The sequence below is a fragment of the Rhodoferax koreense genome (assembly GCF_001955695.1).
GTDB lineage: Bacteria > Pseudomonadota > Gammaproteobacteria > Burkholderiales > Burkholderiaceae_C > Rhodoferax_B > Rhodoferax_B koreensis.
The window spans coordinates 1,297,527-1,321,532 of sequence record NZ_CP019236.1 but is presented as its reverse complement, the minus strand read 5'-3'; the positions used below and the strand labels follow the sequence as shown (position 1 = coordinate 1,321,532).

Below are 24,006 nucleotides of genomic sequence, written 5' to 3'. Positions count from 1 at the left end.
GGCTGCGTGGCGATCAGCGGCAAAAGTCGCCGAACTGGGCACCAGGGTGGCTGCGGCGATGGCGAATACGAGAGGCAGAAGGGAGAATTTTGTGGATTGCATGGGATTCAAGGTCATGACCAAGCATTGTGGCGCAGCGTACCCCCGCTTTCGCGCGCAGAGGAGATTTTCGTCAGCGGGAGCGGTGGCGGCACGATGGCCGAGAACGATGAAAAGGGTCGCCGTTGTCGCCCTGGAGTTCAGCGCTGGCTGAAATCCGACGGTAAATTCTCGGCCGATTTAGCGCCGTTGTCTTGAAACTGACCAACTTGGCCTTATCATTAGCACTCGTTGGGGATGAGTGCTAACACCCTCCCCACGCCATTAAGACGCGCCGGCCCGGGTCGGCGCCGACTGATTCAACTCTTCCGTTCCAATTTTAGGAGATGCAATGAACCTTCGTCCTCTGGCAGATCGCGTGATCGTCAAGCGTGTTGACAGCGAAACCAAGACCGCCTCCGGCATCGTCATCCCCGACGCAGCCGCCGAAAAGCCCGATCAAGGCGAAGTCCTGGCCGTCGGCCCGGGCAAGCGCAACGACAAGGGTGAACTGGCTGCTCTGACCGTCAAGGTCGGCGACCGCGTCCTGTTCGGCAAGTACAGCGGCCAGACCGTCAAGGTCGGCGGCGACGAACTGCTGGTCATGAAGGAAGACGACCTGTTCGCAGTCGTCGAAAAGTAATCCGCTTTTCCTTCCGTCCCTATTTTTAAATTTCTGGAGAATTCAACATGGCAGCAAAAGACGTAGTCTTCGGCGGTGAAGCCCGCGCACGCATGATCGAAGGCGTGAACATCCTGGCCAACGCGGTCAAGGTCACCCTCGGCCCCAAGGGTCGCAACGTGGTTCTGGAACGCTCGTTCGGCGCCCCTACCGTGACCAAGGACGGTGTGTCCGTGGCCAAGGAAATCGAACTCAAGGACAAGCTGCAGAACATGGGCGCCCAGCTCGTGAAGGAAGTGGCTTCCAAGACCAGCGACAACGCTGGTGACGGCACCACGACCGCGACCGTCCTGGCCCAGGCCATCGTGCGCGAAGGCTTCAAGCTGGTCGCCGCCGGCATGAACCCGATGGACCTGAAGCGCGGTATCGACAAGGCCGTCACGGCCCTGGTCGAAGAGCTGAAGAAGGCTTCCAAGCCCACCACCACCTCCAAGGAAATCGCGCAAGTTGGCTCGATCTCGGCCAACAGCGACGAAACCATCGGCAAGCTGATCGCTGACGCGATGGACAAGGTCGGCAAGGAAGGCGTGATCACCGTCGAAGACGGCAAGTCGCTGGACAGCGAACTCGACGTCGTCGAAGGCATGCAATTCGACCGCGGCTACCTGTCGCCCTACTTCATCAACAATCCCGAAAAGCAATCCGCGCTGCTCGACAATCCTTTCGTGCTGCTGTACGACAAGAAGATCAGCAACATCCGCGATCTGCTGCCGACCCTGGAACAAGTTGCCAAGTCGGGCCGTCCGCTGCTGATCATTGCCGAAGAAGTCGAAGGCGAAGCCCTGGCGACGCTGGTCGTGAACACCATCCGCGGCATCCTGAAGGTCGTGGCTGTCAAGGCACCTGGTTTCGGCGACCGCCGCAAGGCCATGCTGGAAGACATCGCCATCCTGACGGGCGGCAAGGTCATCGCTGAAGAAGTCGGCCTGACGCTCGAAAAAGTGACGCTGGCCGACCTCGGCCAAGCCAAGCGCATCGAAGTGGGCAAGGAAAACACCATCATCATCGACGGTTCCGGCGCCGCTGCCGACATCGAAGCCCGCGTGAAGCAAATCCGCGTGCAGATCGAAGAAGCGACCAGCGACTACGACCGTGAAAAGCTGCAAGAACGCGTGGCCAAGCTGGCCGGCGGTGTGGCCGTGATCAAGGTCGGCGCTGCCACCGAAGTCGAAATGAAGGAAAAGAAGGCCCGCGTCGAAGATGCACTGCACGCTACCCGCGCTGCCGTGGAAGAAGGCGTCGTGGCTGGTGGTGGCGTGGCTCTGCTGCGCGCCAAGCAAGCTGTCGGCACCTCGATCAAGGGCGAGAACGCTGATCAGGAAGCCGGTATCAAGCTGGTCCTGAAGGCCATCGAAGCGCCTCTGCGCGAGATCGTCAACAACGCCGGCGGCGAAGCCTCGGTGGTGGTGAACGCCGTGTTGGCCGGCAAGGGCAACTTCGGCTTCAACGCTGCCAACGACAGCTACGGCGACATGCTGGAGCTCGGCATTCTGGACCCGACCAAGGTGACGCGTACGGCCCTGCAAAACGCAGCTTCCGTGTCTTCCCTGCTGCTGACGACCGAAGCCATGGTCGCCGAAGCACCGAAGGAAGAATCCGGCGCCGGCGGCGGCGGCATGCCTGACATGGGCGGCATGGGTGGCATGGGCGGCATGGGCATGTAAGTGGCTCACCCCCAGGTTGCTCACTGCGTGTAGCGCCCACCCCCTTGCAGGGGGCACAACCTGCGGCCCGGCGGAGCCGGTTCCGCGGTTGTCCTGGAAGGGGTGGCCGATACCGCCGTGATGATTTGGAAGCCCCGTGGCGAAAGCTGCGGGGCTTTTTCTATTTGGGGGTCAACTGTTGGACGTAAGCCGTGGCCGCCGGTGAGAGCACGCGGTCGATGCGTGTGACCAGGTAGATCGGCGGCACGTTGACGGGTAGCGCGAGCGGCACGACACGTAGCACGCCCAGGCGCGCGTAGTGCTCGGCCTGGGAATGCGGCATGACGGCGAGCATGTCGGAGATTTCGAGCAGGGCCGTGATGGCGATGGCGGAGGCGGTTTCGGTGATGTCGAGGCGCGGGTTCAGGCCCGCCTGGTGCAGTGCGGCTTCGAAATGGCCGCGTTGCGGCGAGCCTGGTGGCTGCAGGATCCACGGCCAATCGACCAGGTCGGCGAGTGCGAGCGTGGGCCGGTCGAACAGCGGATGCGCCGCGCGCGCCACCACGACTTGCGATTCACCCAGCAGCAGCGTGCAGCGGTAGGCATCGGCGTCGTTGCCGGGTGTGAGTCGACCCAGCATCAGGTCGACCTCGCCACGGCCCAGCAGCGCCAGCATCACGTTGCTGGTCTCGACCATCACCGACACCGCCACCCTGGGATGGTTGCGCTTGTATTCGATGAGCGACGGCGCCACCAGTTCGGGCACGGCGCCGGGCACGCTGCCGATGCGCAGCACGCCGGACAGGCCGGCCTGCAGCGCCGTCATTTCGTGGCGCACCGTGCCGAAATCGGTGAGCACCTGTTTGGCGTAACGCACCAGCACCTCGCCCATCGCCGTGGGCGCCATGCCGCGCGCCTGGCGCGTGAACAGCGTCGCGCCCATGGTTTCCTCCAACTGCTGCAGCAACTTGGTCGCCGCGGGCTGGCTCATGTGCATCGCCAAGGCCGCGCGGCCGAGGTTGCGCTGCGCATCGAGCGCCGTCAGCAGCAGCAACTGGCGGGTCTTCAGGCGCAGCAGCAGGGTGTGGTCGGTGCGTTCGGCGGGCATGGAGGGGGTCGGATCATTTCCTTTTGTATATGGATTCTTCAGGAAATGCGATTGGAAATGAATGGCAAAGACCCGTAGTCTCGGCTTCGCTGATTCCAAAAACGATACCGGAGACCCACCCCATGAAACGCTTCCTGCGCTTGCTCCTGCCCACCGCCCTGACGGCTACCGCGCTGCTGGCCCTGCCGAGCCTCGTCTGCGCCCAGTCCAGCCCCGACAAATCCGTGCGCATCATGGTGGGCGCCTCGCCCGGCGGCGGCACCGACATCCTGGCGCGCGTGCTGGCCGACAAGTTCGGCCCGGTGCTCAAGCAGGCCGTGGTCGTGGAGAACCGGCCCGGCGCCTCCAACACCATCGCCGCCGAACTCACGGCCCGCGCCCAGCCCGACGGCAGCACCCTGCTGCTGGCCACCAACACCGGCCAGGCGATCGCGCCGCACCTGCTCAAGCTCAAGTACGACTCGCTGAAAGACCTGCAGCCGATCGGCCTGGTGGCCGTGATGCCCAACGTGCTCGTCGTCTCGGCCAACGCGCCGTACCGGAACGTGAAAGACCTGCTCGCGGCCATGGCGGCCAAGCCGGGCGGCTTCAAATACGCATCGTCGGGCATCGGCAGCACGCAGCACATCGGTGGCGAGGCCTTCGGCCTGGTGACGGGCACGAAGTCCATCCACATTCCCTACAAAGGCAGTTCCCAGGCGCACATTGACATCATCAGCGGCGAGGTCGACATGATGTTCGACAGCACCTCGTCCGCCATGGGCCAGATCAAGGCCGGCAAGTTCCGCGCGCTGGCCGTCACCTCACCACGCCGCGCGGCCGAACTGCCCGACGTGCCCACGCTCGCCGAGCAGGGCATCACCGGCGCCGACGTGTCGACCTGGTACGGCCTGTTCGCCACCGGCGGCACGCCTCGCCCCATGGCCGACCGGCTCAATGCCGAGCTGCTGGCCGCGTTGAAGATGCCCGACGTGCAGGCCCGCATCAAGGGCCTGGGCGGCGAGATCACGCCGATGACGATCGAGCAGTTCAGCGAGATGAACCGCAGCGAATACGAACACTACGGCCGCCTCGTGAAAGAGGCGGCGATCAAAGCTGAGTGATTGGCACACCCCCAGGTTGCGCACTGGCGTGTCGCGCCCACCCCCCGCTTCGACAAGCTCAGGACAGGCTTGCAGGGGGCACAACCAGCGGCCTGGCAGAGCCAGCTCCGCGGTTGTTCTGGGAAAGACAGTGGCCTCTTTGCGACGAGTTAAACCATCAATTTTTCAAAGGCTTGCTTTATGACTTCCGCACGTTCCAGACTCTGCCTGCTGCTCGGCGACCCGAGCGGCGTCGGCCCCGAAATGGCCATCAAGCTGCTGGCGCGGCCGGCCAACCTCGCGGCGGCCGACATCCTGCTGATCGCCGACCCGCAGGCCCTGGCCAGCGGCCAGCAGATTGCCGGGCACACTCTCGACGCGCTGGTGGTGCACGATCTGGCCGAAGTGCGCTTCGAGCCCGGCCGCCCGACGGTGCTGCTGCAGGACACGTTTGCCGGCGAGAAACTGTTCATCGGCACCTCCAACCTCGCGTCGGGCCGGGCCTCGTTCCAGGCGCTGGAGCTGGCCACCGTGGCCGTCAAGCAAAAGCTCGTCGATGCGCTGCTGTTCGCGCCGCTGAACAAACACTCGCTGCGCCTGGGCGGCTTGACGCAGGAAGACGAGCTGCGCTACATGCAGGAACGCTTCGACGTGAACGGCTTCGTGTGTGAATTCAACATCACCAAGGGCCTGTGGACGTCCCGTGTGACGTCCCACGTGCCGATCAAGGACGTGGCACGGCTCATCACCGGCAAAGGCGTGAGCGATGCGGTGAAGATCATCGACGGCGCGCTGCGCCAGGCCGGCGTGGCCAAGCCACGCATCGCCGTTTCGGGCTTGAACCCACATGCGGGCGACGGCGGCTCGATTGGTTTGGAGGAGATCGAGGTCATCGAACCGGCCGTGCGGCAATTGCAGGCCGAAGGTTTCGACGCACGCGGCCCGTTCTCGCCCGACACGGTGTTCATCGGCGCGCGCCGCGGCGACGTGGACGCGGTGGTGTCGATGTACCACGACCAGGGCCAGATCGCGATGAAACTCATGGGTTTCGAAGGTGGCGTGACGCTGCACGGCGGCCTGCCCGTGCCCGTGGCCACTTCGGCCAGCGGCAGCGCCTTCGATATCGCCGGCAAGGGCATCGCGCAGATCGAAGGGCTGCAGGAAGCCTTCAACCTGTGCGTGCGCATGGCCGATGCGCGCAAGACGGCAGCGGTTTAGCGCTATTTCGGCAACGACGAGCCGCCGCAGATGGCGATGTCCTGCCCGGTGATGGCCGCCGCCTGCGGCGACAGCAGGTAAGCCACCAGCGCGGCGATCTCCCCGGGCTGGATCAGCCGGCCGATGGGTGGCAGCCGCGGCGCGCTGCCGGCGCGGGCCGGATCATTCAGCATGGCCGTCTGCGTGGCGGCGGGCGACACGACGTTGACCGTCACGCCCTGCGCGGCCACCTCCGCCGCCCAGCTGCGGGCCAGGGCCAGCAGCGCGGCCTTGGTGGCCGCATACTGCCCGCGCCCCGGCATGCCTTGCGCGACCCGGCTGCCGATGAACACCACGCGGCCGTGCCCACGCGCCGCCATGGCCGGAACGACGGCATCGGCGAGCCGCGTGGCGGCATCCACATGCAGCCGCCACATCAACTCGCCGCCCGCATGGTCGAGCGCCCCCAGCGGGCCGACGCGCAGCACGCCGGCCGCATGCACCAGGGCCTCGGCCGCCAGCAGTTGCGGCCCCACGCGCGCGATGTCCTCGCCATGGCCCAGGTTCACCGACAGGTGATGAAAGCCAGCGTGTTCGATCGAAGGGTCGGCAATGTCCAGGCCCGTCACGCGCCAGCCGGCGGCCAGCAGCGCCTCGGCGATGGCGCGGCCGATGCCGGCACTGCTGCCAGTCACCACCACCTGCGGCCGCGAGGATGCATCAGTCCACACGGATGTTGCCTTCGGTGATGATCTTTTGCGATCGGTTCATATCGTCCTGCTGGAACTTGGCGAAGTCCGCCGTGCTGCCCGGCGTCAACAGCAGCCCTTGTTCCTGCAGCTTGTCCTTCATGTCGGTGGCCAGCGCCTTGTTCACCTCGGCATTGAGCTTCGCGGTGACATCGGCCGGCAACTTCGCCGGGCCCCACAGACCATACCAGCTGTAGAACTCGTAGCCGGGCACGGTTTCGCCGACGGTCGGCACATCGGGCAGGTTCGGCGCGCGGCTGGCCGAGGTGACGGCGATCACGCGCAGCATGCCGGCCTTGTGGTACTGCAGCGAGCCGAGGATGGGATCGATGAAGCCGTCGATCTGGCCGCCAATCAGGTCCTGGAACGCCGGTGCCGTGCCCTTGTACGGCACGATCAGGTAGTCCAGGTGCCCGGCACGCTTGAGCAGTTCGGTCGACAGGTGGCCGGCCGAGCCGATCGAGCCCACGGCGAAGGTCATCTTGCCCGGATTGGCCTTGGCATAGCTGATCATCGATTTGATGTCGGTGATCGGCAGGTTCTTGTTGACGGCCACCGACAACGGCGCCTTGGCCACCAGCGCCACCGGGGTGAAATCCTTCACGATGCCGTAGGGCACGGATTTCATCGTCATCGGCGCGGTGACGAAGGTGGACGCGTTGAACAGCAGCGTGTAGCCGTCGGCCGGCGAGCGGGCCACCACGTCGGCACCGATGGTCCCGTTACCGCCCGCGCGGTTCTCGACGATGAAGTTCTGCCCGGTCTGCTCGCTGAGCTTCTGCGCCAGTTGGCGGCCCACGGTGTCCAGCGTGCCGCCGGGCGGGAACGGGATGATGAACTTCACCGGCTTGTTCGGATAGGCCTGTGCCCATGCGCTGTGCAGCGGCGAGCACAAAGCGGCCACGGCGGCAGCCAGCCCCAGGACGCGTTGCAGGGATGAGCGGCGGTTGGTGATTTTTTGCATGGTATTTGTCTCCTCCGGGGCATTCAGCGGGCCAGGCCCGCGGCGCTCACGGCGCGCTGGATCTCGGCTTCTTCGGCCGCGGACGGCCGATGGGTCGGCGCACGCACGAAGTCGTTGGCGATCACGCCGGCGCACTTCATGGCTGTCTTCATGCGCGCATGGGCTTCGCCGGTGGGCTCGCCGGCACCGTACACCGCTTCCTTCAGCGGCGTGATGATGCCCTGGATGCGCATGGCCTCATGCAGGTCGCCCTTCTGCACGGCGGCGAACAGGTCGATGATGAGCTGCGGGATGAAGCTCGCGAAGCCCACCAGCGCACCGTCCACGCCCTGCACCATCGAGGCCAGCAGGTATTCGTCGTGGCAGGTGAGGATGGCCTTGCTGGCGTCCGCATCGCGGATGGCCTTGAGGTCGCGGGCGTACTTGCTCATCTCGCGCTGGCCGACCTTGAAAGCCTGCACGTAGGGCAGTCGCGCCAGGTCGGCCAGCAGTGCCGACGAGTACGAAGCCTTGCTGTAGGCCGGATACACATGGCACACCAGGTCCAGGCGCGAGGCCTTCCAGATGTTGTCGAAGTAGGTGAGCGCATGGTCGGCATGGAAGCCGAAGCGCAGCCAATGGTGCGGCGGCATCACGTCGAGCGCGGCGGCACCGGCCTCCTTGGCCAGGCGGGCATGGTCGGCCGCGTCGGCCAGGCCTTCGCAGACGATGGACGAAATCACCGGCAGCCGGCCCTTGAGCTCGTCGGCCACGATGCGCGTGACCTCGGCACGCTCGAGCGGCGTGAGCGAGAACACCTCGCCGGTATGGCCGTTGGTCATGATGGCAACCACGCCCTTGTGGCTGGCGAGCCAGGACGCCAGACGGCGCAGCGAGGTTTCGTCGATCGCGCCCTCGGCGGTGAAGGGGCAGGCGATGGCGGGAATAATCCCGCGATAATTGGCGATGGTCGGCATGTTCAGGTCTCCTGAGGGGTTTGGAATGCACGGATCATCCGGGCCGGGCCCCCGCCGGTCCAATACCCGAATCGCATAGAACTATTCGAACCTTCCGCGAGACAAGCCGAGCACGCTGCACCATGGGCCCCGTTAACCGACCGCTGGACCTCGAATGGCTGGAGGACTTTCTGGCCCTGACCGAGACCGGCAACTTCTCGCGCGCGGCGCAGGCGCGCAACATCGCCCAGCCGGCTTTCAGCCGCCACATCCGCTCGCTCGAGGAATGGGCCGGCGTCGAACTCATCGACCGTTCCCAGCACCCGGCCTCGGCCACACCGGCAGGCGAAATCATCATGGACGTGGCGCGCGATGTGGTGCTGCGGCTTTCGCAGGCGCACGCCCGGGCCCACGAAGCGCACGAGCAAGCCGGTCGCAGCCTGCGCTTTGCCGCCACGCATGTGCTGTCGCTGGCGTTCTTTCCGGGCTGGCTGCAGCAGATCGAGCAGCAACTAACCACGCAGCTCGGGCCGATCCACATGGTGTCCGACAGCTTCAAGGTCTGCGAAGAACTCATGCTGCAGCGCCGGGTGCAGTTTTTTCTGTGTTACGGCCATGCGTCGGTCGCAACGCGGCTGCTCGCGCCCGATTTCGAATTCACCTGCATCGGTGCGGATCGGCTGGTTCCCGTGTCCGCGCCCGACGCCGAAGGCAAGGCCCAGCATGCCATTCATGGCGATCACACCCCGCTGCCGATGCTGGCCTACAGCGATGAATCCTGGCTCGGGCAGATCATGCGGGTGCGCATGGCCCAGGTGTTCGACCCGGCGCGCTTCAAGCCCGTGGTCACGTCGCACCACACCGGGCTGCTGAAGAACCTCGCCCTGGGCGGCCGCGGCCTGGGCTGGCTGCCGCTGAGCCTGGTCAGCGCCGAACTCGCCGACGGCCGCCTGGTCATGGCCACGCCCGAGGACGATGCCGGCTGGCAACTGCCGGTGGAAATCCATCTGTTTCGCGCCAAGGCGGCCCAGACGGCGATGGCCGAGGCCCTGTGGCGCGTGGCCGGCAACGCAGCCGGATAGATCAGCTCAGCACGAAGGAAAACACCGCGCCTTTTTCGCGCGGCAACAGCTGGATGTCGCTGCCGTGCAGCTGCAGGATGCGGTGCACGATCATCAGACCCAGGCCGCCGCTGCGCGCATCGGGCCGGCTCGAGAACACCGGCCGGGTGAACAAGGCCTGGCGCTGCTCGCCGGAGATGCCCGGGCCGGTGTCACTGATCTCGATGCGCACCGCCTGTTGCTCGGGCCGCAGCTGCACCACGATCTCGCCACCTTCGGGCGTGTGGCGGATGGCGTTGTCGAGCAGGTTGGTCAACACCCGTTCGATCATGCCGAGGTCGGCCGTGACGGCCGGCAGGCCCGGCGCCATGTCGGCCACCAGGCGCTGGTGCCGCGTCTCGGCAGCGAGCTCGAACTTCTGGAACACGTCCTGCACCAGGTCGGGCACGGCAAAACTTTCCTTCTCGGGCTTGACCACGCCGTATTCGAGCCGCGCCAGCTCGAACAACTCCTGCGCCAGCCGGCCGACCTTGCGGCTCTGGCCGAGCGCGATCTCCAGGTAGCGCCGGCGCTCGGCTGCCTCCAGGGTATCGGCCTTGAGCAGCAGCGTTTCCAGGTAGCCGTGCAGCGAGGTGAGCGGCGTGCGCAGGTCGTGCGAGATGTTGGCGAACAGCTCGCGCCGCTGCTGGTCCTGCGCGGTGAGTTCACGCCACTGCGCGGCGATGCGCTCGGTCATGCGGGCGAAGGCTTGGCCCAGCAGGGCAATCTCGCCGCCGCCGCGGCTGGCATGCGCGAGCAGCGGGGCCGCGCTGTCCAGTGCGGCCACGCCGTCGGCTTCGAAACGGCGCACCGCCACCGTGAGCTCGCGCAACGGCCGGGTGATGAGATAAAACGCGGCCAGCCCCGCAAGCAGGCCGAGCAGCGCCACCAGCAGCATCGACCACAGCGTGGTGCGCAGCACGCCATCGGCCGCCAGACGGGCCGCCAGCGCGGTGCGGTCCTCGCCGAACAGCACCACGTAGACGAAGCCGACCTCACGGCCCGCCTCGGTGATCGGCGCGGCGCTGAACACCTTGCGTGTACCGTCGCCCCGCGGGTCGTCGCCGAGGATCGGCAGCGGCGCGCCGGCCAGCAGGCGCCGCACCGGGCCGAGGTCCACGCGTTCGCGCTTCACATGCCCCTCGGGCGCGGCCTGGGCCCGGATGCGGCCATCGGCGGACAGCAGATAGACCTCGACGCTCGGGTTCACGGCCATGAGTTTGTCGAACAGATCCTTCACCGCGGGCTCGTTGAGCCTGCCTTGCGCCATCAGCGTCGAGCTGCTGGCGATATGCGCCGCCAGCCCGAGCGACAGGCGCTGCGTCACCTCCTGTTCGTGGCGTTCGCTGGCGCGCAGCTGCAGCCATGCCGACACGCCGCAGCAAGCCAGCAGCAGCGCCGCGAACACCAGCGACAGGCGCGTCGAGAGCGACAGCTTTCTCATGCCGCACCTTCTTCGGGCACGGCGAGCTTGTAGCCCCGCCCCCAGACGGTGAGGATGCGGCTCGGCGCAGCCGGGTCGTCCTCGATCTTCATGCGCAGGCGGTTGATGTGGGTGTTGACCGTGTGCTCGTAGCCGTCGTGCTGGTAACCCCAGACCTGGTTCAGCAGGTCCAGCCGCGAGAACACCCGGCCCGGGTGGCGCGCGAAGAAATACAGCAGGTCGAATTCGCGCGGCGTGAGCTCGATCGGTTTGCCGTCCATGCTCACTTCGCGCGGCAGCGGATCGATGCTGAGTTTGCCGAAATCGAGCCGGCCCGATTCCATGCGGGCGTTGCGTGCCATGGCCTCGGTGCGCCGCAGCAAGGCACGCACGCGCGCCACCAGTTCCAGCACCGAGAACGGCTTGGCCAGGTAGTCGTCGGCGCCGAGCTCGAGGCCGAGGATGCGGTGCACCTCGCTCGAACGCGCGCTGATGATGATGATCGGCGTGTAGCGCGTCATGGCGCGGGCGCGGCGGCAGATCTCCAGACCGTCCACGCCGGGCAGCATCAGGTCCAGCACCAGCGCGTCCCAGGCGCCACGCTCGAGCTCGCGCACGCCCGCATGGCCGTCGGCCGCATGCACCACGGCATAACCCTCGTCCTGCAGGTGCAGGCGCAGCAGCTCGGCGATGTGGGCGTCGTCTTCGACGATGAGTACGCGTTTGGGGTTGTCCATCCGGTGGAATTATCGGCCGTTCCTCCCTGGAGAGTTATCACGATTAATTGAACTTTCCGTGATGAAACGGCGAGCGCACGGCTTCAACAATGCAGCCATGGACACCACCACCACACCCACCCATGGCCACCGCCCGCTAGCGGATGGCAAGCCGATTCAGCCGCTATGGGTACGGCTCACCCATTGGCTCAACGCGCTGGCCGTGCTGGTGCTGGTGGCCAGCGGCTGGCGCATCTACAACGCCGCGCCGTTCTTCCCGTTCAACATCCCCGCCACCCTCACGCTCGGCGGCTGGCTCGGCGGCGCGCTGCAGTGGCACTTCGCGGCGATGTGGCTGCTAGCTGCCAATGGCCTGGTCTACCTGTGCAGCAACCTCTTCAGCGGCCGCTTGTTCGCCAAGTTCCTTCCGGTGTCGCCCGCCGGCCTCTGGCACGACGCCCTCGCCGCGCTGCGCGGCAAGCTCTCGCATGCCGATCCGCGCCACTACAACCAGGTGCAGCGCTTCGCCTACCTGTTCGTGATGCTCGACATCGTGCTGCTGGTGCTGTCGGGGCTGGTGCTGTGGAAGTCGGTGCAGTTCGGCCTGCTGCGCGAGCTGCTCGGCGGCTACGAATTCGCACGCCGCATCCACTTCGTCGCCATGGCGCTGCTGGTGGCCTTCGTCGCCGTGCACCTCGTGATGGTGGCCCTGGTGCCACGCACCCTGCTGAGCATGCTCAGCGCCCAGAAAGTGAAGTCCGTATGAAGATCCAAGTGCCCCGCATCCTGAGCGGCATCGACTCCGGCGCCGCGCTGCACGAAGCAAAGAAGCTGATCGTGCGCCGCATCGAACAACCCGCGCGCCGCGCCTTCCTGCAGCGCTCCCTCACGCTCGGCGGCCTGTCGCTGCTCACCGGCTGCAGCATCAGCGACAACGCCGGCGTGGAAGCCGCGCTCACGCGCATCTCGCGCTTCAACGACGCCGCGCAGGGCTGGCTGTTCGATCCGAATCGCATGGCGCCGACCTATACCGATGCCGAGATCACGCGGCCGTTCCCGTTCAACGCCTACTACGGCGAGGACGAGGTGCATGTCGTGGATGAAGCCGGCTACCGGCTGGAAGTCACCGGCATGGTCGCCGACAAGCGGCGCTGGGCCCTGCCCGAGTTGCGCGCCATGCCGCAGCAGGACCAGATCACACGCCACATCTGCGTGGAAGGCTGGAGCGCCATCGGGAAATGGGGCGGCGTGCGCTTCGCCGATTTCCTGCACCGCGTGGGGGCCGACACCACGGCGAAATACGTCGGCTTCAAGTGTGCCGACGACTACTACACCAGCATCGACATGGCCACGGCACTGCATGCGCAGACCCTGCTGGCGCTGACCTACGACGGCCAGCCGCTGCCGCCCAAATACGGCTTTCCAATGAAGCTGCGCATGCCGACCAAGCTCGGCTACAAGAACCCGAAGCACATCCAGGCGATCTTCGTCACCAACACCTACACCGGCGGCTACTGGGAAGACCAGGGCTACAACTGGTTTGGCGGGAGTTGAATCGAAGCCGATTCAACCCTGCCGAAACGCAAGGCCGTGTCCATGCCGGACCGCGCCGATTTTTTGAACCACTCCAAAGGAACCTCTATGAACAAGCTCTCCACCACCCTGCTCGCCGCCATGCTCGCCATCGGCTCGGTCTCGGCCTTCGCCGCTGAAGAAATGAAGAAGGACGCCATGGGCAAGGACGCGATGGCCAAGGACGCCATGGGCAAGGACGCGATGGCCAAGGATGCCATGGGCAAGGACGCCATGGCGAAAGACGGCATGGCCAAGGACGGCATGGCCAAGGACGGGATGAAGAAGGATGCGATGAAGAAGGACAGCATGGCCAAGGACGCCATGAAGAAGGACGACATGATGAAGAAGGACGAGATGAAGAAGTAAACCCTTCAAGCCAGAGGACCCGATCACCATGATGGCCTTCATCTTGTCGTACCTGGGCGGGGCGCTGACCATCCTGGCGCCCTGCATCCTGCCGGTGCTGCCGTTCGTCTTCGCCAGGGCCGACCAGCCTTTCACGCAGAGCGGCTTGCCGCTGCTGGCCGGCATGGCGCTGGCCTTCACCGGCGTGGCCACCCTCGGCGCGGTGGCCGGGCATTGGGCGGTCGAAGCCAATGAATACGGCCGCTTCATCGCCATGGCGCTGCTGGCCGTGGCGGGCCTGAGCCTGCTGCTGCCGCGGCTGGCGCAAACACTCGCGGGTCCCTTCGTGGCGCTCGGTTCACGCCTGGCAAACGGGTCGGATGGTGCATCGAACGGCGCATCCTCGCCCCGCGGCCCGGCCGCAGGCTCTTTCGTGCTCGGCCTGGCCACGGGGTTGCTGTGGACACCCTGCGCCGGCCCGATCCTCGGCCTGATCCTGACCGCCGCGGCCATCCAGGGTCCGAGCCTGCACACCTCGCTGCTGCTGCTCGCCTACGCGGCCGGCGCGCTGAGTTCGCTGGCGCTGGCGCTGATCGGCGGCGGCCGCCTGCTGGCGCGCGTGAAACGCTTCTCTGGCCACGGAGAATGGGTGCGCAAGGGCATCGGCGCCGCGGTGCTGGCCGGCGTCGGCGCGATTGCGCTGGGATTGGATACCGGCGCCCTGGCCGAGATGTCCAGCGGTGGCGCGATCCGGCTGGAAAAGGCCTTGTTCGATCGCTTCAAACCCGCCGTCCCCGCGGCACCCGAGCGCGCCGGCTTCATGACGGTCGCGATGCCGCAGCCGCCCGCCGCGTCGCGCCTGGTGCTGCCGGTCGAAGGCCGGATGCAGCCGCTGGACGGCGTGGTCGAGTGGCTCAACTCCCCGCCCCTGACGGCCGAGCAGCTGCACGGCAAGGTCGTGCTGGTCGACTTCTGGACCTTCGGCTGCATCAATTGCCGCAACGCGTTACCCTACGTGCGCGAATGGCACCGCAAGTACAAGGACCAGGGCCTGGTGGTGATCGGCGTGCATGCACCGGAGTTTGCGTTCGAGAAGAACCTCGCCAACGTGAAACGCGCCGTCCGCGACCTCGGCGTGCAGTTCCCGGTGGCGGTGGACAACAACTTTGCGGTCTGGCGCGCGTTCAACAACCAGTACTGGCCGGCCCACTACTTCATCGACGCCAAGGGCAACATCCGTTTTCACCACTTCGGTGAGGGCGAATACGAGAAATCGGAACAGGTGATCCGGCAATTGCTGGAGGAAGCCCACAAGGAGAACACGACCTCATGAAAAGCACCACTCAAACCACCCGTACCGTGAACGCCGCCGCCGTGTCGCGCCGCGGCTGGCTCGGCGGCTTCTACGCCGTGGCCGCAGGTATCGTCGCCTGGCGCGTGCTGCCCGCCTTCGCCGGCGAGTCCGCAGTCGTCATCCCGACGCCGGCCGAAGACTTGGCCGCCGGTGGCGCCACCACCACCACGGCGGTGTTCGCCGGTGGCTGCTTCTGGGGCGTGCAAGCCGTGTTCCAGCATGTCAAAGGCGTGCGCAATGCGGTCTCCGGTTACGCGGGCGGCGCGGCGGCCACGGCGAGCTACGAGCAGGTCGGCAGCGGCCGCACCGGCCATGCAGAAGCCGTGCAGATCAGCTACGACCCGGCGGAGATCAGCTACGGCCAGCTGCTGCAGATCTACTTTTCCGTGGCGCACGACCCGACCCAGCTGAACCGCCAGGGCCCGGACAGCGGCACGCAGTACCGCTCGACCATCTTCCCGGCCAATGCCGAGCAGATGCGTGTGGCGAAGAACTACATCGCGCAGCTCGACAAGGCCCGCGTGTTCGGCGCGAAGATCGCCACCACGGTGGAGCCCGGCGCGAAGTTCTACGCGGCCGAGGCCTACCACCAGGACTTCCTCGTGCGGCACCCCTCGCACCCGTACATCGTGATCAACGACAAGCCCAAGGTGGAAAACCTGCAGCGCGTGTTCGCGGACCGTTTCCGGGCGCAACCCGTGCTGGTCGGCGCCGGCGCCTGAACGACCACGGCGCGACGATCAGCCGGGTGGTTTCGCCGCGGCGCCGCCGAGCACGTTGATCGGAATCTTCAGGTAGCGCACACCGTCGTCCTCGGCCGGGGGGAGTTGTCCCGCCCGCACGTTCACCTGGATCGCGGGGATGATCAGCGTCGGCAATTCGAGTCCGGCGTCGCGGGCATTGCGCATGGCCACGAACGCGGCTTCCGACACGCCCTCGTGCACGTGGATGTTGCCGGCCCGCTGGGCCGCCACCGTGGTCTGCCAGGCCGGCGCGCGCCCTGCCGGCGGATAGTCGTGGCAGACGAAGAGGCGCGTGGCTTCGGGCAGCGCCAGCAGCCGGTGGATCGACCGGTACAGCATGGCCGCGTCGCCACCGGGAAAGTCAGCACGCGCCGTGCCCACGTCGGGCATGAACAAGGTGTCGCCCACGAACACCGCGTCACCGACGCCATAGGCCACGTCGGCCGACGTGTGCCCCGGCACGGCGATGGCCTGGGCGTCGAGCCCGCCGATCCGGAAATGCTCGCCTTCCTCGAACAGATGGTCGAACTGCCGGCCGTCGGGCACGAACGACGACTCGAGGTTGAACAGCTTCTTGAAGGTGGCCTGCACGCCGAGGATGTGGCGCCCGATGGCCAGCCGTCCACCCACCTTGGCCTTCAGGTAGGGCGCGGCCGACAGGTGATCGGCATGGGCGTGGGTTTCCAGAATCCAGTCCACCACCAGCGATTGCGCTGCGATGTAGGCAAGCAGGCGATCGATGGAGGCCGTGCCGGTGCACCCGGACTTGGCGTCGTAGTCGAGCACCGGGTCGATGATGGCCGCACGCCGGGCCACTGCGTCCGATACGACATAACTGACGGTGCCCGTGGGCCCGTCGAAAAAGGCCTCGATGTGCATTCGGGCGGACATGGTGGGTGCCTTTCAATCTGTTGATTTACATTATATTAATTTGTATAATTAAATCAACACACCCTTCGGTACCCTGAGAAAAAAATGAGAAAACGCGCCGCCCCGATCGACCCTGTCCGGCTGCGGGAAGCCGCGGGCCAGGCGGTTTCCACGCTCAAGGCCCTGGCCCACGAATCGCGCCTGCTGTTGCTGTGCCAACTGGCGCAGGGCGAGCGCAGCGTCGGCGAGCTCGAGGAGCTGCTGGACCTGCACCAGCCCAGCCTGTCCCAGCAGCTGGGCGTATTGCGCGCCGAAGGCCTGGTCGACACGCGCCGCGACGGCAAGAACATCTACTACCGCGTGGCCGATCCGGCGGCGCTGGACATCCTGGCGGTGCTGTACCGCCTCTACTGCCCCGAAGGAGACCGATGATGGCCATCGACTGGATGCATTTCACCCCGTGGTCCGCCCTGGCCGGTGGCGCGCTGATCGGTGTGGCGGCCGGCGTGTTCGCGCTGTTCAACGGGCGCATCGCCGGCATCAGCGGCATCCTCGGCGGCCTGCTGCGGCCCGCCATGGGCGATGCGGGTTGGCGCGCGGCCTTCCTGCTCGGGCTGGTGGCCGCGCCCTGGGTCTACGGCCTGGTGGCGACCATGCCGGTCCTGCAGATCGACGCCGGCTTCGCGGGCCTGGTCGCGGCAGGTCTTCTGGTGGGCATCGGCACGCGCTACGGCGCGGGCTGCACCAGCGGCCATGGCGTGTGCGGTATCGCCCGCCTGTCGCCACGCTCGATGGTGGCCACGCTGTGTTTCATGGGCACGGGCTTCCTCACGGTCTTTGTGCTGCGGCATCTGCTCGGCAGCTGAGGGGAGATCGCATGTCCATTTTCAGCGCCTTGTTGGCGGGTTTGATTTTCGGCCTCGGGCTCATCGTCTCCGGCATGGCCAACCCGGCCAAGGTGCTGGACTTCCTCGATCTGGCCGGGCGATGGGATCCATCGCTGGCGCTGGTCATGGCAGGAGCCGTGGGCGTGGCCTTCCCGGCCTTCCGGCTGGCGGCGCGACGCCAACGGTCGCTGCTCGGCACGCCGATGCACCTGCCCACGGCCCGCGGCATCGACCGGCGGCTGGTGACGGGCAGCCTGCTGTTCGGTGCGGGCTGGGGCCTGGCCGGCTTCTGCCCTGCGCCTGCCCTGGTGGCGTTGGGCATGGCCGAGGCGAAGGCGCTGGTGTTCGTGCTGGCCATGGTGGCGGGCATGGGCATCTTCAACCTGCTCGAGGCGCGCCCTTGAAAAGCCCCGCCACCTGGCTGCTGGCCGCCCGCACGGCCTTGCGCCGGATGTTCCGCATCGCCGAATGGCAACTCACGCTGCTCTGGGCCATCGTGGCCGGTGTGCTCGGCGCGCTGGCCACCGAACTGTTCCGGCTGGCGTTGCGCCTCGTCGATGCCGGCCTGCTCGGCGAGGGCAACGGCATGGTGGCGCTGGCGCGCAGCCTGCCGCCCTGGGCACGCATCGTGACGCCGGCCTGCGGCGGACTGATCGCCGGCGGGCTGCTGCTGCTCGCCCAGCGCGCGACGGTGCAGAAGGCGACCTCCGACTACATGGAAGCCATCGTGCTCGGCGACGGCCGCATTCCGGTGGCCCAGACGCTGGCGCGCAGCGCGTCCTCCCTGGCCAGCGTGGCCAGCGGCGGCTCGATCGGCCGCGAAGGCTCGATGGTGCAGCTGGCCGCGCTGTGCACTTCGCTGCTCGGCCGCGCCTTCAAGTTCCCTGGCGAACGGCTGCGCCTGCTGGTCGGCTGCGGCGCGGCCGCGGGGCTGACCGCGGCCTACAACGCACCGATCGCCGGCGCCTTCTTCGTGGCCGAGATCGTGCTCGGCTCGATCGCCATGGAAAGCGTCGGGCCGATCATCGTGGCCGCGGTGGTGGCCAACATCGTGATGCGGGCCTTGCCCGGCTACCAGCCGGTCTACGCGATGCCGCCGTTCCCCGACGTAGCCGGCTTCGAGGTGCTGCTGTTCGCGCTGCTCGGCGTGCTGCTCGGTTTCGCGGCCGCGCTGTTCCTGCGTGGCCTGGCCGCCAGCCGCAAGGCCTTCACCAGCCTGCCGATCGCCCTGCCCTGGCGGCTGGCGCTCGGCGGCCTGGTCGTCGGCCTCATCTCGGTGCCCATGCCCGAGGTCTGGGGCAACGGCTACAGCGTGGTCAACAGCGTGCTGCATTCGCCCTGGCCGTGGGGCCTGGTGCTGGCCGTGCTGGGCGCCAAGCTGGTGAGCACCTTCGCCACCGTGGGCTCCGGCGCGGTGGGCGGCGTGTTCACGCCTTCGCTGTTCTTCGGCTGCCTGATCGGCGCGCTGTTCGGCACGGCCGCGCAGGCGCTGTTTCCCGCGGCCGGGGCCCAGCCTTTCGCCTATGCCATCGTCGGCATGGGCGCCTTCCTCGCGGCAAGTACCCAGGCACCGCTGATGGCCATCCTGATGATCTTCGAGATGACGCTGAGCTACCAGGTGATGCTGCCACTCATGGCCGCCAGCGTGGTGGCCTACTTCGTGGCGCGCTCGGCCAACGCGGGTTCGATGTACGAGATCACCCTGCGCCGCCGCGAACAGCAGGACGAGCGCCTGAGGCTGCGCACGCTGCACATGCGCGACCTCGTGGAGCCGGCGCAGACCGTGGTGCAGCCCGGCGCCGACCTGGCCGAGATGGGCAGGCTGTTCCTGCAATACCCGGTGAAGTACCTGTACGTGGTGGATGCGGCGGGGCTGTACCTCGGCGTCGTGCCGCTCAAGGCCCTGACCGCCGCCACCGACGCGCCCGACCTTGCGACCAAACATGCGGCCGACCTGGTGTCGCAGGACATTTCGCCCATCGCCGCCGACATGAACCTGGGCGAGGCGCTGCAGCGCTTCATGGAACACCGCGGCGAGCGCCTGCCGGTGATCGAAAGCACGGCGCGGCCGGTGCTGCTGGGCGTGGTGGCCAAGAGCCGGCTGCTGGCCACCTACGTGCGGCTCAGCGAATAGGCTCCGGCGTTTTCAGCTCAGCCGCGCCAACAACCCTGCGGTCGACCCGTCCAGTCCGGCCACATCACCTGACTTCAACCGCGGTTCGATGTCCTTGGCCAGCACCTTGCCGAGCTCCACGCCCCACTGGTCGAAGCTGTTGATGCACCACACGGCGCCGCTGACGAACACGCGGTGTTCCTGCAGCGCGATGAGGGCGCCGAAGCTCTCCGGCGTGAGTTCTTCCAGCACGAGGAAGGTGCTCGGCCGGTTGCCGGGGAAGTTGCGGTGGCCGCCCGCATCGGCCTTGCCGACCATCAAGGCCTGCGCCTGCGCCAGCACGTTGGCCAAGAGCGCCGGGTGGTGGCCGGGCAGCGTGTGGCGGGCCTTCTTCACCGCGACGAATTCGACCGGCACCACGTCCGTGCCCTGGTGCAGCATCTGAAAGTACGCGTGCTGCCCGTTCGTGCCGGGCTCGCCCCAGAGCACGGGCGAAGTGCCGTAGGGCAGCGGCCGCCCGGCCAGGTCGACCTGTTTGCCGTTGCTTTCCATCTCGAGCTGCTGCAGGTAGGCAGGCAGGCGGCGCAGCGCACTGTGGTACGGCGCGATGCTGCGGCTCGTGAAGCCGTGGAAGTTCCGGTACCAGACATCGAGCAAGCCAAGGCGCACCGGCAGGTTCTCGGCCAGCGGCGCGGTGCGGAAATGTTCATCCATGGCGTGCGCGCCGGCCAGGAATTCGCGAAAGCCCTGTGCGCCGATGGCGATGGCGATCGGCAGGCCGATGGCCGACCACATCGAATAGCGGCCGCCGACCCAGTCCCAGAAACCGAAGGTGGTGGCGATGCCGAAGGCCTTGGCCGCTTCGACGTTGGTGGTGAGCGCGGCGAAGTGGCGCGCGATGTCCTTGCCCCCGCCGGCCTCGAACCAGGCCTTGGCCGAGCGCGCGTTGGTCATCGTCTCGGCCGTGGTGAAGGTCTTGGAGGCGATGAGGAACAGCGTGCTCTCTGGCTTGAGCCTGGGCAGCAGCGCCGCGAGTTCGTGGCCGTCCACGTTCGAGATGAAGTGGAAGCGCTTGCCCGGCGTGACGAAGCTGTCGAGTGCGAGCACGGCCATCTGCGGGCCGAGGTCGGAGCCACCGATACCGATGTTGACCACGTCGGTGATGGCGGCGTCGGCGCGCAGCTTCTCGGCATAGGCCAGCATGGCGTCGAGCGTGGTGTGCACCTCGGCCAACTCGTTCGCTACGTTTTTAAGAGCATCTCGCGCAGATTCCACCTGCGCTACAGGCCTTTTTTCTTGCGGATATCGCAACAACCAGTGCATCACCGCACGCTGCTCGGTGGTGTTGATCTTCTCGCCGGCGAACATGGCGTCGCGGTGCTGGGCCAGGCCGGTCTGTTCGGCGAGTTCGAGCAACAGGCCTTGCGTGGCCTCGTCGATCAGGTTCTTCGACAGGTCGGCGAAGACGTGCGGCGCCTGCTGGCTGAACGACTGGAAGCGCTGCGGGTCGGTGGCGAAGGCCTTGCGCAGGTCGAAGGCCGAGGCGCCTTCGGCATACAGGTCCTTGAGTTCGACCCAGGCGGGCGCGGCATCACAACGCACACGTTCAAGATGCAGCGCCATCTCAGACTCCCTGCAGGAGTTTGTCGAGCTTGACGGCATCGGCGGCGAAGGCGCGAATGCCTTCGGCCAGCTTCTCGGTGGCCATCGCGTCCTCGTTCAGCGCGAAGCGGAAGCCGGCCTCGTCATAACTCATCTTCTCGAGCTTGGCCGCCTTGGCAGCCTTGGCGTCGAGCACGGCGCTCAGCGGCGCATCGGTTTCGGCCAGGGTCTTCAGCAGGTCGGGGCTGATGGTCAGCAGGTCGCAACCGGCCAGGGCGGTGATCTGGCCCACGTTGCGAAAGCTCGCACCCATGACTTCGGTCGGGATGCCGAAGTGCTTGTAGTAGTTGTAGATCTCGGTGACCGACTTCACGCCCGGGTCGTTGGCGCCGGCATGCTCGGCTTCCACCCACTTGGCGCCGGCGGTCTTCTTGTACCAGTCGTAGATGCGGCCGACGAAGGGCGAGATGAGCTGGACCTTGGCCTCGCCGCAGGCCACGGCCTGCGCGAAGGAGAACAGCAGCGTGAGGTTGGTGTTGATGCCCTTTTGCTGCAGCCGCTCGGCCGCGCGGATGCCCTCCCAGGTGGAAGCCACCTTGATCAGGATGCGGCTGGCGGCGATGCCTTCGGCCTTGTACAGCGCGATGAGCCGCTCGCCGCGCGCCACCGTGGCCTCGGTGTCGAAGCTCAGCCGGGCGTCGACCTCGGTGGAGACGCGGCCGGGCACGATCGACAGGATTTCGGCACCGAAGCGCACCAGCAGGCGGTCCATCACCTCGTCCAGCGGCTTGCCCTTGAATTTCTTCACCGTCTCGTCGAGCAGGGGCTTGTAGTCGTCGCTCTGCACGGCCTTGAGGATCAGGGACGGGTTGGTGGTGGCGTCGGTGGGCTTGTAGTCGGCCAACTGCTTGAAGTTGCCGGTGTCGGCCACCACGGTGGTGTACTGCTTGAGCGCGTCGAGTTGGTTCATGGCATGTTTCGGTCTGGCCCCGGAAAAGCGCGGGGACTTCGCTGGCAACGGCACGGCCGCGGCATGTTGCCGCGGGGCGACGCATACATGTTACAAACAAATCCGGAAGCCCCTGTAGGCGCATGGATCTTTGTGGTTACGAAATGCGCGCCAACCGAGTGCCGGTCGGCAGGAGGCCCCGGTCGGGGTAATTTGATTACTTCTTGAAACGGCGAAACGGCGCCAGATAGCCCGTATCGGGGAAAACGCCGAGTGGATTTCCAAAGACCAACCCGCGTCACATGCTTGAAAAAACATGGAATTAAGTTACAGTGCCGCACAGACTAATCTTCACGAACCATGAGCTTTGATCTAGTACTTTTTGGCGGCACGGGCGATCTGGCCTGGCGAAAGCTGATGCCCGCGTTGTTCCAGGCCTTCCGCCACGGCACCCTGCCCGAGGGCGGGCGCATCATCGGCGTGGCGCGCGACGACCTTTCCCACGTGCAGTACCGCGAGCTCATCGCCTCGCGCTTCAAGACGGTGGAAGGCGCCAAGCGGCCTTCGGAAGAAGAGTTCAAGAACTTTGCCTCGATGCTGCATTACCTGCGGCTCGATCTCTCCAAGCCCGGCGACTACGCGCGGCTGGCCGAGATGCTGAATTCGCGCAACGCCGACACCGTGGTGATGTACGTGGCCACCGCGCCGGCCCTGTTCACGCAGACCGTGGAGCAGATCGCTGCGGCCGGGCTGAACGGCCCCAACACCCGCATCGTGCTTGAAAAGCCGCTGGGTCACGACCTGGCCTCGAACCGCGCCATCAACGAGGCCGTGGGCAAGGTGCTGCACGAAAACCAGGTGTTCCGCATCGACCACTACCTGGGTAAGCCTTCGGTGCAGAACCTCTTCGCCATGCGTTTCGGCAATGCGCTGTTCGAGCCGATCTGGCGCCGGGAGCACATCGCCAACATCCAGATCACCATCGCCGAAGACCTGGGCGTCGAAAAGCGCGGCGCCTTCTACGACCAGACCGGCGCCTTGCGCGACATGGTGCAGAACCACGCCCTGCAACTGGTGTGCGCCATCGGCATGGAGCCGCCGATCAACGCCCATGCCGACGCGATCCGCGACGAAAAACTCAAGGTCCTGCGGTCGCTGGCGCGCTGGACGCCCGAGACGCTGGGGCTGCACGCGGTGCGCGGGCAGTACACCGCGGGCACGGCCTACGGCGAGCGCGTCCCGGGCTACCGGAGCGAGCCGGGGGTGGACCCGGGCAGCAACACCGAAACCTTCGTCGCGCTGCGCACCGAGATCGAGAACTGGCGCTGGGCCGGCGTGCCGATCTACATCCGCACCGGCAAGCGCCTGGCCTCGCGCGACGCCCGGATCGAGGTGAACTTCCGCCCCACGCCGCATGCGATCTTCCGCACACAGGCCGGCATGGCGAACAAGCTGGTCATCAACCTGCAGCCGAAGGACGGGCTCGAACTGCACCTGCTGGCGCAGGCCCAGGACCAGCGCGTGAGCACCAAGTCCGGCGTGCGCGGCGGCATGCTGCCGCTCACCTCCGTGCAGCTCGACCTCGACTTCGACAAACGCTTCGGCTCCGAGCGCGTGGGCGCCTACGAGCGCCTGCTGCTCGACGTGATCGACGGCCGGCTCAACCTGTTCGTGCGCAGCGACGAGCAGGAAGAGGCCTGGCGCTGGGTCGAACCGATCATCAGCCACTGGGAGCACGACAACAACGGCCCGCGGCCGTACGCGGCCGGCACCTGGGGGCCAAGCGCCAGCAGCGCCATGATCGCCAGGGACGGCTTCTGGTGGGGCGAAGAGGCGTGATCACCGCACCCCCATGCTCGGCACTGGCGTGTCCTCGCTGCCCCCCGAGGGG

The 24,006-nt window shown here is 66.6% G+C and carries 23 protein-coding genes and 1 pseudogene; 15 read left to right on the top strand and 9 right to left on the bottom strand.

Going from position 1 to position 24,006, the window contains the following annotated elements; genetic code table 11:
• Positions 1 to 430: 430 nt before the first annotated feature.
• Positions 431 to 721 (top strand): co-chaperone GroES, encoded by a 291-nt coding sequence (locus RD110_RS06280; protein ID WP_076197711.1) that lies wholly within the window; start codon positions 431 to 433, stop codon positions 719 to 721.
• Between the two features lie 47 nt (positions 722 to 768).
• Positions 769 to 2,424 carry a chaperonin GroEL gene (gene groL, locus RD110_RS06275; protein ID WP_076197709.1) on the top strand — a complete coding sequence of 552 codons (1,656 nt, stop codon included), beginning with the start codon at positions 769 to 771 and terminating at the stop codon, positions 2,422 to 2,424.
• Between the two features lie 160 nt (positions 2,425 to 2,584).
• On the opposite strand, the gene RD110_RS06270 is transcribed toward groL, so the two are convergent.
• The gene (locus tag RD110_RS06270) at positions 2,585 to 3,511 is read right to left on the bottom strand and encodes a LysR family transcriptional regulator (RefSeq protein WP_204250032.1); all 927 of its coding nucleotides are present in this window, start codon (positions 3,509 to 3,511) and stop codon (positions 2,585 to 2,587) included.
• Between the two features lie 122 nt (positions 3,512 to 3,633).
• Here RD110_RS06270 and RD110_RS06265 point away from each other — a divergent pair, with 122 nt between their 5' ends.
• The gene (locus tag RD110_RS06265; protein WP_076197707.1) at positions 3,634 to 4,614 is read left to right on the top strand and encodes a Bug family tripartite tricarboxylate transporter substrate binding protein; all 981 of its coding nucleotides are present in this window, start codon (positions 3,634 to 3,636) and stop codon (positions 4,612 to 4,614) included.
• A gap of 180 nt (positions 4,615 to 4,794) precedes the next feature.
• Positions 4,795 to 5,811, top strand: a complete 1,017-nt coding sequence (locus RD110_RS06260; protein ID WP_076197705.1) for a 4-hydroxythreonine-4-phosphate dehydrogenase PdxA — start codon at positions 4,795 to 4,797, stop codon at positions 5,809 to 5,811.
• Positions 5,812 to 5,813: 2 nt separating this feature from the next.
• Here RD110_RS06260 and RD110_RS06255 read toward each other — a convergent pair whose 3' ends face one another.
• The 3 genes from RD110_RS06255 to RD110_RS06245 are packed head-to-tail and all read right to left on the bottom strand — an operon-like array spanning position 5,814 to position 8,459.
• Positions 5,814 to 6,521 carry an SDR family NAD(P)-dependent oxidoreductase gene (locus RD110_RS06255; protein ID WP_076197703.1) on the bottom strand — a complete coding sequence of 236 codons (708 nt, stop codon included), beginning with the start codon at positions 6,519 to 6,521 and terminating at the stop codon, positions 5,814 to 5,816.
• Positions 6,511 to 7,503, bottom strand: coding sequence for a Bug family tripartite tricarboxylate transporter substrate binding protein (locus tag RD110_RS06250; RefSeq protein WP_204250031.1), 993 nt, complete (start codon positions 7,501 to 7,503; stop codon positions 6,511 to 6,513). The genes RD110_RS06255 and RD110_RS06250 overlap by 11 nt, the downstream gene beginning before the upstream one ends.
• Before the next feature lie 23 nt (positions 7,504 to 7,526).
• Positions 7,527 to 8,459, bottom strand: a complete 933-nt coding sequence (locus tag RD110_RS06245; protein ID WP_076197701.1) for a dihydrodipicolinate synthase family protein — start codon at positions 8,457 to 8,459, stop codon at positions 7,527 to 7,529.
• A gap of 122 nt (positions 8,460 to 8,581) precedes the next feature.
• Between RD110_RS06245 and RD110_RS06240 the strand changes: the two genes are divergently transcribed.
• Positions 8,582 to 9,520 (top strand): LysR family transcriptional regulator, encoded by a 939-nt coding sequence (locus RD110_RS06240; RefSeq protein WP_076197699.1) that lies wholly within the window; start codon positions 8,582 to 8,584, stop codon positions 9,518 to 9,520.
• Between the two features lies 1 nt (position 9,521).
• Here RD110_RS06240 and RD110_RS06235 read toward each other — a convergent pair whose 3' ends face one another.
• Together RD110_RS06235 and RD110_RS06230 are read right to left on the bottom strand one after the other, a co-directional pair.
• A complete protein-coding gene (locus RD110_RS06235) occupies positions 9,522 to 10,982 on the bottom strand; it encodes a sensor histidine kinase (protein ID WP_076197697.1) in 1,461 nt (486 codons plus the stop codon).
• Positions 10,979 to 11,698 carry a response regulator transcription factor gene (locus tag RD110_RS06230; RefSeq protein ID WP_076197695.1) on the bottom strand — a complete coding sequence of 240 codons (720 nt, stop codon included), beginning with the start codon at positions 11,696 to 11,698 and terminating at the stop codon, positions 10,979 to 10,981. The genes RD110_RS06235 and RD110_RS06230 overlap by 4 nt, the downstream gene beginning before the upstream one ends.
• A gap of 97 nt (positions 11,699 to 11,795) precedes the next feature.
• Between RD110_RS06230 and RD110_RS06225 the strand changes: the two genes are divergently transcribed.
• From RD110_RS06225 to msrA, 5 genes and pseudogenes are all read left to right on the top strand, one after another.
• Entirely contained in the window at positions 11,796 to 12,443 is a 648-nt protein-coding gene (locus tag RD110_RS06225) for a cytochrome b/b6 domain-containing protein (RefSeq protein ID WP_076204476.1), read from the top strand.
• Positions 12,440 to 13,231 (top strand): molybdopterin-dependent oxidoreductase, encoded by a 792-nt coding sequence (locus RD110_RS06220; RefSeq protein WP_076197693.1) that lies wholly within the window; start codon positions 12,440 to 12,442, stop codon positions 13,229 to 13,231. Before RD110_RS06225 ends, RD110_RS06220 begins: the two co-directional genes overlap by 4 nt.
• An 87-nt stretch (positions 13,232 to 13,318) precedes the next feature.
• Positions 13,319 to 13,618 carry a pentapeptide MXKDX repeat protein gene (locus tag RD110_RS06215; protein ID WP_076197691.1) on the top strand — a complete coding sequence of 100 codons (300 nt, stop codon included), beginning with the start codon at positions 13,319 to 13,321 and terminating at the stop codon, positions 13,616 to 13,618.
• Between the two features lie 28 nt (positions 13,619 to 13,646).
• Positions 13,647 to 14,906: pseudogene (locus tag RD110_RS06210) on the top strand (cytochrome c biogenesis protein DipZ); the annotation flags it as partial.
• A 20-nt stretch (positions 14,907 to 14,926) separates the two neighbouring features.
• The gene (msrA, locus tag RD110_RS06205; RefSeq protein WP_083686119.1) at positions 14,927 to 15,673 is read left to right on the top strand and encodes a peptide-methionine (S)-S-oxide reductase MsrA; all 747 of its coding nucleotides are present in this window, start codon (positions 14,927 to 14,929) and stop codon (positions 15,671 to 15,673) included.
• Between the two features lie 18 nt (positions 15,674 to 15,691).
• Here the strand turns inward: msrA and RD110_RS06200 are convergent, their stop codons facing one another.
• On the bottom strand, positions 15,692 to 16,585 hold the full coding sequence (locus RD110_RS06200) for an MBL fold metallo-hydrolase (RefSeq protein ID WP_076197687.1): 894 nt from the start codon (positions 16,583 to 16,585) through the stop codon (positions 15,692 to 15,694).
• A gap of 84 nt (positions 16,586 to 16,669) precedes the next feature.
• Between RD110_RS06200 and RD110_RS06195 the strand changes: the two genes are divergently transcribed.
• From RD110_RS06195 to RD110_RS06180, 4 genes are read left to right on the top strand one after another with little or no spacing between them, the layout of a single operon-like run.
• Positions 16,670 to 16,996 carry an ArsR/SmtB family transcription factor gene (locus tag RD110_RS06195; RefSeq protein WP_076197685.1) on the top strand — a complete coding sequence of 109 codons (327 nt, stop codon included), beginning with the start codon at positions 16,670 to 16,672 and terminating at the stop codon, positions 16,994 to 16,996.
• Positions 16,996 to 17,430 (top strand): YeeE/YedE family protein, encoded by a 435-nt coding sequence (locus RD110_RS06190; RefSeq protein WP_076204470.1) that lies wholly within the window; start codon positions 16,996 to 16,998, stop codon positions 17,428 to 17,430. The genes RD110_RS06195 and RD110_RS06190 overlap by 1 nt, the downstream gene beginning before the upstream one ends.
• Before the next feature lie 11 nt (positions 17,431 to 17,441).
• Entirely contained in the window at positions 17,442 to 17,855 is a 414-nt protein-coding gene (locus RD110_RS28495; RefSeq protein ID WP_076197683.1) for a DUF6691 family protein, read from the top strand.
• 47 nt (positions 17,856 to 17,902) lie between these two features.
• Positions 17,903 to 19,585, top strand: a complete 1,683-nt coding sequence (locus RD110_RS06180) for a ClcB-like voltage-gated chloride channel protein (RefSeq protein WP_239467262.1) — start codon at positions 17,903 to 17,905, stop codon at positions 19,583 to 19,585.
• 12 nt (positions 19,586 to 19,597) lie between these two features.
• Here the strand turns inward: RD110_RS06180 and pgi are convergent, their stop codons facing one another.
• Both pgi and tal read right to left on the bottom strand, forming a co-directional pair.
• Complete coding sequence (gene pgi / locus RD110_RS06175) at positions 19,598 to 21,187, bottom strand: glucose-6-phosphate isomerase (RefSeq protein ID WP_076197679.1); 1,590 nt, start codon at positions 21,185 to 21,187, stop codon at positions 19,598 to 19,600.
• A 1-nt stretch (position 21,188) separates the two neighbouring features.
• Positions 21,189 to 22,136, bottom strand: coding sequence for a transaldolase (gene tal, locus RD110_RS06170; RefSeq protein ID WP_076197677.1), 948 nt, complete (start codon positions 22,134 to 22,136; stop codon positions 21,189 to 21,191).
• Between the two features lie 339 nt (positions 22,137 to 22,475).
• On the opposite strand from tal, the gene zwf reads away from it, so the two are divergent.
• Complete coding sequence (zwf, locus tag RD110_RS06165) at positions 22,476 to 23,954, top strand: glucose-6-phosphate dehydrogenase (protein WP_076197675.1); 1,479 nt, start codon at positions 22,476 to 22,478, stop codon at positions 23,952 to 23,954.
• Positions 23,955 to 24,006: the final 52 nt, after the last annotated feature.

Excerpts from the sequence above, each read along its gene's own strand:
- RD110_RS06235 (WP_076197697.1), bottom strand. The coding sequence starts at position 10,982 with ATGAGAAAGCTGTCGCTCTCGACGCGCCTGTCGCTGGTGTTCGCGGCG.
- RD110_RS06240 (WP_076197699.1), top strand. The coding sequence starts at position 8,582 with ATGGGCCCCGTTAACCGACCGCTGGACCTCGAATGGCTGGAGGACTTT.
- RD110_RS06265 (WP_076197707.1), top strand. The coding sequence starts at position 3,634 with ATGAAACGCTTCCTGCGCTTGCTCCTGCCCACCGCCCTGACGGCTACC.
- msrA (WP_083686119.1), top strand. The coding sequence starts at position 14,927 with ATGAAAAGCACCACTCAAACCACCCGTACCGTGAACGCCGCCGCCGTG.
- RD110_RS06250 (WP_204250031.1), bottom strand. The coding sequence starts at position 7,503 with ATGCAAAAAATCACCAACCGCCGCTCATCCCTGCAACGCGTCCTGGGG.
- RD110_RS06200 (WP_076197687.1), bottom strand. The coding sequence starts at position 16,585 with ATGTCCGCCCGAATGCACATCGAGGCCTTTTTCGACGGGCCCACGGGC.
- groL (WP_076197709.1), top strand. The coding sequence starts at position 769 with ATGGCAGCAAAAGACGTAGTCTTCGGCGGTGAAGCCCGCGCACGCATG.
- RD110_RS06245 (WP_076197701.1), bottom strand. The coding sequence starts at position 8,459 with ATGCCGACCATCGCCAATTATCGCGGGATTATTCCCGCCATCGCCTGC.
- RD110_RS06280 (WP_076197711.1), top strand. The coding sequence starts at position 431 with ATGAACCTTCGTCCTCTGGCAGATCGCGTGATCGTCAAGCGTGTTGAC.
- zwf (WP_076197675.1), top strand. The coding sequence starts at position 22,476 with ATGAGCTTTGATCTAGTACTTTTTGGCGGCACGGGCGATCTGGCCTGG.
- tal (WP_076197677.1), bottom strand. The coding sequence starts at position 22,136 with ATGAACCAACTCGACGCGCTCAAGCAGTACACCACCGTGGTGGCCGAC.
- RD110_RS06225 (WP_076204476.1), top strand. The coding sequence starts at position 11,796 with ATGGACACCACCACCACACCCACCCATGGCCACCGCCCGCTAGCGGAT.
- RD110_RS06260 (WP_076197705.1), top strand. The coding sequence starts at position 4,795 with ATGACTTCCGCACGTTCCAGACTCTGCCTGCTGCTCGGCGACCCGAGC.
- RD110_RS06230 (WP_076197695.1), bottom strand. The coding sequence starts at position 11,698 with ATGGACAACCCCAAACGCGTACTCATCGTCGAAGACGACGCCCACATC.
- RD110_RS06180 (WP_239467262.1), top strand. The coding sequence starts at position 17,903 with ATGTTCCGCATCGCCGAATGGCAACTCACGCTGCTCTGGGCCATCGTG.
- RD110_RS06195 (WP_076197685.1), top strand. The coding sequence starts at position 16,670 with ATGAGAAAACGCGCCGCCCCGATCGACCCTGTCCGGCTGCGGGAAGCC.
- RD110_RS28495 (WP_076197683.1), top strand. The coding sequence starts at position 17,442 with ATGTCCATTTTCAGCGCCTTGTTGGCGGGTTTGATTTTCGGCCTCGGG.
- RD110_RS06190 (WP_076204470.1), top strand. The coding sequence starts at position 16,996 with ATGGCCATCGACTGGATGCATTTCACCCCGTGGTCCGCCCTGGCCGGT.
- RD110_RS06270 (WP_204250032.1), bottom strand. The coding sequence starts at position 3,511 with ATGCCCGCCGAACGCACCGACCACACCCTGCTGCTGCGCCTGAAGACC.
- RD110_RS06220 (WP_076197693.1), top strand. The coding sequence starts at position 12,440 with ATGAAGATCCAAGTGCCCCGCATCCTGAGCGGCATCGACTCCGGCGCC.
- RD110_RS06215 (WP_076197691.1), top strand. The coding sequence starts at position 13,319 with ATGAACAAGCTCTCCACCACCCTGCTCGCCGCCATGCTCGCCATCGGC.
- pgi (WP_076197679.1), bottom strand. The coding sequence starts at position 21,187 with ATGGCGCTGCATCTTGAACGTGTGCGTTGTGATGCCGCGCCCGCCTGG.